Raw genomic sequence first — 6,933 nt, 5'->3', positions numbered from 1 at the left:
TGGCGCGACGGCCGGGCGCGGCTCCGCAGCCGCTGGCGCGGCAGCCGGACGCGGCTCCGCCGCTGGTGGCGGGGCCTGCTCGGCCGCCGGAGGCGGCGTCGCAGGCGCGGGGGCAGCCGCCTTCGGCGGTGTCGCCGGGCGCTCCGCCGGCACTGGCGGCTCCGCCACTGCGGGCTCCGGACGCGCTGGCGCCTCCGGCTGCGCTGCGGCTGCCTCCTGCGCTGCGCGCTCGTGCGGCCGCTGGAAGACGCGCTTCGGCCGCGCGTCGCCGTCCGCCACCGGCGCGGCGGCGGCAGCTGCAGCGACCGGAGCCGCAGGAGCTCCCTCGCCCGGCGCGATGATCATGCGACTCTCAACGCGCTCAAGCCGTTGCAGCAGCGCGACTTCCGAGTCCGATGCGGTCGGCAGGAGCATCCGCGCGCAGAGCAGTTCGAGCAGCAGCCGGGGCGCGGTGGCTCCGCGCATCTCGGAAAGTCCGGTGTGGACGATCTCGGAGAACCGGGAAAGCGTTGCCGCGCCGAGCTGTTCGGCCTGGGTCCGCATCCGGGCGAGCTCGTCGCCCGCGGCGTCCACCAGTCCGCGCTGCGCGGCGTCCGGCACCGAGTTGAGCAGCACCAGGTCGCGCAGCCGGTCGAGCAGGTCGGATCCGAACCGGCGCGGATCGTGCCCGGCCTCGACCAACCGGTCGACCGTGCCGTACACGGCGGCGCCGTCGCCCGCCGCGAGCGCGTCGACCATGTCGTCGATCAGCGCGACGTCGGTTACCCCGAGCAGCGCCACCGCGCGCTCGTAGGTGACGCCGTCGGGCCCCGCCCCGGCGAGCAGCTGGTCGAGCACGCTCAGCGTGTCTCGGGCGGACCCGCCACCGGCCCGGATCACCAGCGGGAACACCGTGGGCTCGACCTGCACGCCCTCGTCGCGGCAGATCCGCTCGACCAGGTCGCGCATCACGCCCGGCGGCATCAGCCGGAACGGGTAGTGGTGGGTCCGGGACCGGATGGTGGTGAGCACCTTGTCCGGCTCGGTGGTGGCGAAGACGAAGATCAGGTGTTCCGGCGGTTCCTCGACGATCTTCAGCAGGGCGTTGAAGCCCTGCGTGGTGACCATGTGGGCCTCGTCGATGATGAAGATCCGGTACCGCGACTGGGCGGGCGCGAAGAAGGCGCGGTCGCGCAGTTCGCGGGTGTCGTCGACGCCACCGTGGCTGGCCGCGTCGAGCTCGACGACGTCGACGCTGCCGCCGCCTTCGGGCGCGAGCGCGACGCACGAGTCGCATTCCCCGCACGGGTCGGGGGTCGGGCCCTGCGCGCAGTTCAGCGAGCGGGCGAGGATGCGGGCGCTGGAGGTCTTGCCGCAACCACGCGGCCCGGAGAACAGGTAGGCGTGGTTCACCCGGCCGGCGGCCAGCGCGGTCCGCAACGGATCGGTGACGTGGTCCTGCCCGACGACCTCAGCGAAGGTCGCCGGCCTGTACTTGCGGTATAGGGCGAGCGCCACGGACAAAACCCTACGCGGTGAGCCCGACAACCCGAACGCGGCCTGAGCGCGAGGCCCGCCAGAGAAAATAAGGGGACCCCGTGCACCCGCCAGAGCCCGCTTACCCTTGCTGCCTTCCGGCCCTGGGGGAGTTCACAGGATGGACGCCGCACGAGGTCCACGGACAGTGTACCCCGACGCTTCGAACCCCCGCGGAGCCGCCCCCTTCACGCCGCTGGCCAGGCAGCGCGACGAACGAGGTTCGGGGGTTCCGCTCTCGTCACTGAACGATCGCCTACGTCAGGAACGTCCTCGCACCAAGAAAACCACCAAGGCGACGACGCCACCGACAACCGCCAGGGCGAAGAGGATAAGGAGCATTTCCGCGGTCCAGGCATGCGCTGGATCTTCACGCCTCTGCACCGTGCAGCGCTCCGCCGCCCCATGGCTGCAGATCCTCGAATCGCGTTGCCCCGAGCCCCGCCCAAAGATCCCAACGGGCACCCGTCGCCCCAGGTCATGACCCGTATCCGCTGCTCAGAAGCCCACCTGCTAGGCTTCCGCACGGAGGATTGGCCGAGCGGCCTAAGGCGCACGATTGGAAATCGTGTTGGGTTAATAGCCCTCACGGGTTCGAATCCCGTATCCTCCGCTGGTCAGAGCCCTGGCCGCGGATTCGCGGCCAGGGCTCTTTCGCGTCCAGGCTCAATTTCCGTCTCAGTTGCCCCCGGTAGCAGGGGGTCGCCCCGCCCTGCGCTACGCGGAAACGAGGGCGCCGGCGGGCGGGTCACCGTCCTCATCATCGTCCGGAAGCATGGCCTCGAACTGCGCCCGGAGGTGCTCCGGCATAGCCACGGCGAGCTTGCGGATCGCGGCCACCTGGTCGGCGGTGAGCTCTGGCTCTGCCTCGTCCTGGTCGTCCTCGTCGTCCGGCTCCGGGTCGGGCCACATCATGCCGCTCACCTGGTCGGCGATCGCGGTCACGAGTTCGTGCGGGACGTGCATGTACCGCTTGGCCATCGACGCCTCCGACCAGCCCATGATCTCCATGACCGCCGGAAGTGGAACCTTCAGCACCAGGAGCATGGTCGCCGCCGTGTGGCGGGCGTCGTGCAGTCGAGCGTCACGCACGTTCGCGGCGCGCAGGAGAGCTTTCCAGGCGTCGAAATCGACCGTCGGATGAACAGGTCGGCCCCACCGGTTAGTGAAGACCCAGCCGCCCTCTTCCCATTCGTTGCGCGCGGTTTCGCGCTCAACCTGCTGGTGCCCTCGGTGTTCTTCGAGTGCTTCAACAACCGGGTGCGGAAGTCCGACCGTTCGCCTCCCGGCTCGCGATTTCACATCGGTTGCAACGACTCCGCCGCTGTGCCGTTGCGGACAGTGCGCGCCATACCGGTGCCCGCAAGGCTTCACGTCGGGGCAGCCGTGCTTCCAAACTTGCTGCTGAATCGCTCGCCGAATAGTGAGCGTTCCGCTCCCCCGTCGCTGCTCACACTTCTCGACACGGTGCGCCTTTCGGCACGCACTTTTCTTTGGACAACCGTGCTTCCAGGTGACCGTCATGTCGGACCACTTCAGGCCAAGTGCCTCGCCTCGCCTCAAGCCGAGGGTTAGCGCGATGACGAATCGTGTGCCGTTCCGCATTTCGGCAGCGGCATCGAGAATCCGGCGCGCTTCGTCCACTGTGAACGGGATGATTTCCTCTTCCTCCACCCGGGGAGGTTTCGCGACCTTCGCGGGGTTTTCGGTGATGTGCCTGCGCCTCTTGGCTTCGTTCAGGGCCACACGCACCGTTCGGTGTGCAAGGTGCGCCGTTGCGGCCTTCAGCCCGCTCTGCTGCATTCGCGCGTAGAGCCGTTCGAGGTGTTCCGGCTGGAGCCGGTCGAGCCGGTGCTTCCCGACGCCAGGGATCAGGTGCTTGTAGACCGATGCGCGGTAACCGACCATCGTGGTCGGCCGCACAGTCGCCGCGGCGATGTTCTCGACCCAGTAGGTCAGCCACTTCTCGACTGTCCAGGCCCGCCCTGGCTGCCGCACCTTCCCCTCGTCCCGGTCGCGTTCGAGCTTGCGCACCTTCTCGATGACCTCGGTCTCGGTCTTGGCCTGGACGTGTCGTCGGTCAGGACGTCCGTCGTCCTTGGTTCCGACGGTGACGCGACCGTGCCAGTAGCCGTCGGCCTCGCTGAGGTAGATGCTGCTGGCTCCGTTGGGTGCCCGGGTGCCTTCCGGGCGGCGTTTGCGTGGCATCGGTTGTCCTCCTGGTTGCGGGCGTGCGGGGTCGCCACGCCCTTGGCGTGCTGGGTTAGATCGGGAGTTAGATCCGGGTTGGCGGGTTAGATTTCTAACTCCGGGGTTAGACCCGCCTCGCGTGGGTTCTGACCTGTGGGAAGTTAGAAAGTTAGGCGAGTTAGCCGCCCGTTGGGAGCGTTCGAGATTGGCTCCCAACCCGGGGTCTGCGGGGACCTCGGTGGCCTAACTCGGTCCCTTGCCGCCTAGCGCCGCGCCGGGGTCGACGAGCACCCGGGTTGGCGTCGGGTAGGCGCCGGCGCCCGTCGTGCTGCTAGACGCTAGGCCGCTGGTCGACGGCGGTTCGGGTCGCTAGCGGCCCTGCTAGGTCTAGCAGTCCTGGCCGCTAGGTCTAGCGGTGCCGAATGAGCTTCGCCGCCCGTCTCGGTGCCCCGGATTCCGGGGCCTACGGAAAAAACGGAGAAACGGAAGAACACCCCGACAACCCGCCCTGACCAGCACAAACACCACCCGCACTTCTTCCGCGGCTGTGTCGGAAGAACTACGGAAAAAGACCGGGCCGGACTTCTTCCGTACATCTTCCGACGCCACCCCGGAAGAAGTACCGACCACATAACCGCAGGTCAAGGTGCGCACCGAGAGGCTTTCTCCGTTTTTCCGTTTCTTCCGTAGCGATCTCATCCGGTGCGGCCGATCTCATCCGGCGGCACCGGCCACCAGCGACCGGTCCCGGCGTATTCGGCGGAGTCGAGGCGCGGGCACGGCGCGGCCGGCGCGTTCGAGCGCGAGCATGACGGCGCGGAGTCCGGCGAGCGCGGCGAATCCGGCCAGGGCGAGGGTGCGCACCATGCCGGTCGCCACCGCGAGCGCGGCGATGGCCAGCGCGGGCAGCACGGCCCGCCACATCACCACGGCCACCGCGGCGATGACGAGCACCGCGATGACTCCGAGCACGGCCAGGACGCGGCCAGTGATCTCCAACAGCGGGTTCATGGTCGGTCTCCCTTCGAGGGGTGTTGGAGGAGTGAAAAGCGCCGGGACATTGCCTGGGGTGCTGCGCCAGGTCATGTCCCGGCCGCTTCGGGGTGGGTGGATGGCCGACGCCCGGCCAGCACGCGTCAAACGAGGGGCGTGGTTGTTTCTGCGGCGGTCCACCCTGGCCACCCGCCCACCCCTGGCCGGGTTCGGCCTGGTCGCGGGTGGTGGATGTGTCGGGTGGACGACCGGGTGGGAATCCACCCGGCGGCCTGCGGCCCACCCCCTGATCCACCACGTGATCCAGCAAGTGAGTGGATGGCGTCCAGTGGCCGCAGGTGCCGCGTGGAGCGGGGTTCGCGAGGTCGATCCACTGGATTCACTTGACTCACTTGGACGGTGTTTTCGCAGGTCACGCCCAGTGAATGCCGGAAGTGGATGGCAAGTGAATATCCACTTGCCTCGACCGGACTCACTGGCCCATCCACTTGGGTCTGCGGCCGTCGAACGGGCCTCAGGCGGCGTGCTGTTCGGCGGCCAGGCGCTCGACGTAGGCGGTGATGGCCTCGGCCGGGACGCGGCGGGCGTGGCCGATGCGCACCGAGGCGACGGCGCCGGACTTCAGCAGCCGGAACATCGTCGTCCGGCTCACCGACAACCGGCGGGCGGCGGCCTCGACGGTGAGCAGCACGCGCGGCTCCTCCTCCGGCTGCCGGGGCACAGGGAGGGAATCGACGGCGGCGCCCGCAGAACCCGTTTTCCGGGGGATTCCGGCGGCCCGTTCCCTCCCCTCCCTCGTTCCCTCCTGGGACGTTTGCGCAGGTCGTACCGAGGGAATCGCCGAGGGAACGCGAGAGGGAGAATTCCCTGCCTCCCCGGCGACTCCCTGCCGGATTCCCTCGGCGATTCCCTGCCGGGCCGGGCGGTTGGTGTGCTGGCTGCGGATCATCGATGCTCCCCGTTCCGTACGAAGTTGACGAAGTTACGAACTTTGGCTCTGACCTGCGGTTTCGTGTGGAGCAAAGTTCGTACGAACGAACTTTGCTCTCAGCGTTTGCCCTGGTCAGGGGCATTGTTCGTAAGTTCGTAGTGTTCGTTCGCTATGTAGATCTCGGTGGCGCGGCCTCCTTTCCTGCCCTCGGGTCGCTGGAACGTCTTGGTGACCACGTCGTCGACGGCGAGCTGGTCAAGCCATGCCTTGATGTCGGCGGCGTTCTCGTTGCCCCGGAAGTGCTGCTGGCTGATCTCGGTTCGGGTGCGCCCGGCCGGTCCGGCGTCGGTGATGAACCGGGCGAGCTTGGACAGCTTGGGGTTCGAGGTGGTGAACACGGCGCGGGCGGAGGCCACGGCGTAGCGGACGAACGCGGCAGCGGCGGCCAGGTGCTCGACGGTGATCAGCTCCACGCCGTCGAGCGCGGCGTGCAGCCCGGCCACGCGCAGGCAGTTCGGCGCGGCGCGGGAGAGGAACTGTTCGATCGGGCCGTCGTCGGCGCTGTAGCCGCCGAACTCGACGTAGAGCCGCTGCCACAGCGCGGCGGCATCGCGGGTCAGGCCGAGCTGCCCGAGGCGGGAACCGGCGGCCAGGCGGGCGCGGAGGTCCACGGCCAGGCGGTCCAACAGCGCGGGGTCAGCTCCGGTGCTGCTGGGCAGGAACTGGGTCTGCGCGACCAGCACGGGCAGGAACCGGTTGTAGGTGCCCCCGGCCATGTCCGACGCCGAAAGCTTGGCCTGGAACTCCTTCGGGGTGATGTGGGCCAGGATCCCAACGTGGGTGTCCCGCACGATCCGCGCGTTCACACCGAGGGTGGAGAGGTTCCCGCCCTCCCACGCGGCCCGCAGCGTCGCCGAAAGCGTGTTGCCCTCCCGCTTCATCCTGGCCATGACGGTGGCCCACTCGGTCTCGAACGCCAGCAACCTCCGGTCACCAGGCGGCAGCAGCGACGCCCGCTTCTTGCCCTTGCCTTCCTCTCCCTCGTCGGGGCCGGTCGCGCCCGCCTCGTCCTCGTTGAACGCCTGCGTCAGACCCTCACCGGAGGTCAAACCGGAGTGGATGTTGCGGTCCACGAAGTCCGGATCGGTGGCCAGCAGCAGCCGTTTCGCGGCCGACCAGCCCGCACCCTTCCTGCCGACTCCCGTCCGGCCGATGACCATCGGCCACACCAGCAGCGGATGCCGGTCGTCCCCGGCCCGCATGTGCGGCCCGTCGCCGAGATAGACCCCGGTCGCGGCCATCAG

At 68.9% G+C, this 6,933-nt stretch carries 5 protein-coding genes, 1 tRNA gene and 1 other RNA gene; 1 reads left to right on the top strand and 6 read right to left on the bottom strand.

Annotated elements, in window-relative coordinates; genetic code table 11:
* Together BLW84_RS49135 and ffs are read right to left on the bottom strand one after the other, a co-directional pair.
* On the bottom strand, positions 1–1,497 hold a 1,497-nt coding region (locus BLW84_RS49135; protein ID WP_245761247.1), incomplete at its 3' end, for a DNA polymerase III subunit gamma and tau.
* A 67-nt stretch (positions 1,498–1,564) separates the two neighbouring features.
* Positions 1,565–1,659: signal recognition particle sRNA small type (gene ffs / locus BLW84_RS19485), an RNA gene on the bottom strand.
* 383 nt (positions 1,660–2,042) lie between these two features.
* Between ffs and BLW84_RS19480 the strand changes: the two genes are divergently transcribed.
* Positions 2,043–2,128: transfer RNA gene (locus tag BLW84_RS19480), tRNA-Ser, on the top strand.
* Positions 2,129–2,232: 104 nt separating this feature from the next.
* Here the strand turns inward: BLW84_RS19480 and BLW84_RS19475 are convergent.
* From BLW84_RS19475 to BLW84_RS19460, 4 genes are all read right to left on the bottom strand, one after another.
* Positions 2,233–3,549 (bottom strand): tyrosine-type recombinase/integrase, encoded by a 1,317-nt coding sequence (locus BLW84_RS19475; RefSeq protein ID WP_245761246.1) that lies wholly within the window; start codon positions 3,547–3,549, stop codon positions 2,233–2,235.
* A gap of 870 nt (positions 3,550–4,419) precedes the next feature.
* Positions 4,420–4,716 carry a hypothetical protein gene (locus BLW84_RS19470; RefSeq protein WP_093267274.1) on the bottom strand — a complete coding sequence of 99 codons (297 nt, stop codon included), beginning with the start codon at positions 4,714–4,716 and terminating at the stop codon, positions 4,420–4,422.
* 496 nt (positions 4,717–5,212) lie between these two features.
* Positions 5,213–5,389 carry a helix-turn-helix domain-containing protein gene (locus BLW84_RS19465; RefSeq protein WP_093267415.1) on the bottom strand — a complete coding sequence of 59 codons (177 nt, stop codon included), beginning with the start codon at positions 5,387–5,389 and terminating at the stop codon, positions 5,213–5,215.
* A 356-nt stretch (positions 5,390–5,745) separates the two neighbouring features.
* Positions 5,746–6,933: DUF3987 domain-containing protein (locus tag BLW84_RS19460; RefSeq protein ID WP_093267272.1), on the bottom strand; the 1,188-nt coding region annotated here is incomplete at its 5' end.

The sequence above is a fragment of the Saccharopolyspora shandongensis genome, assembly GCF_900106995.1.
GTDB classification, from domain to species: Bacteria; Actinomycetota; Actinomycetes; order Mycobacteriales; family Pseudonocardiaceae; genus Saccharopolyspora; species Saccharopolyspora shandongensis.
Note: the sequence above shows the minus strand (reverse complement) of the source record. Positions and strands in the feature narration are given on the sequence as shown.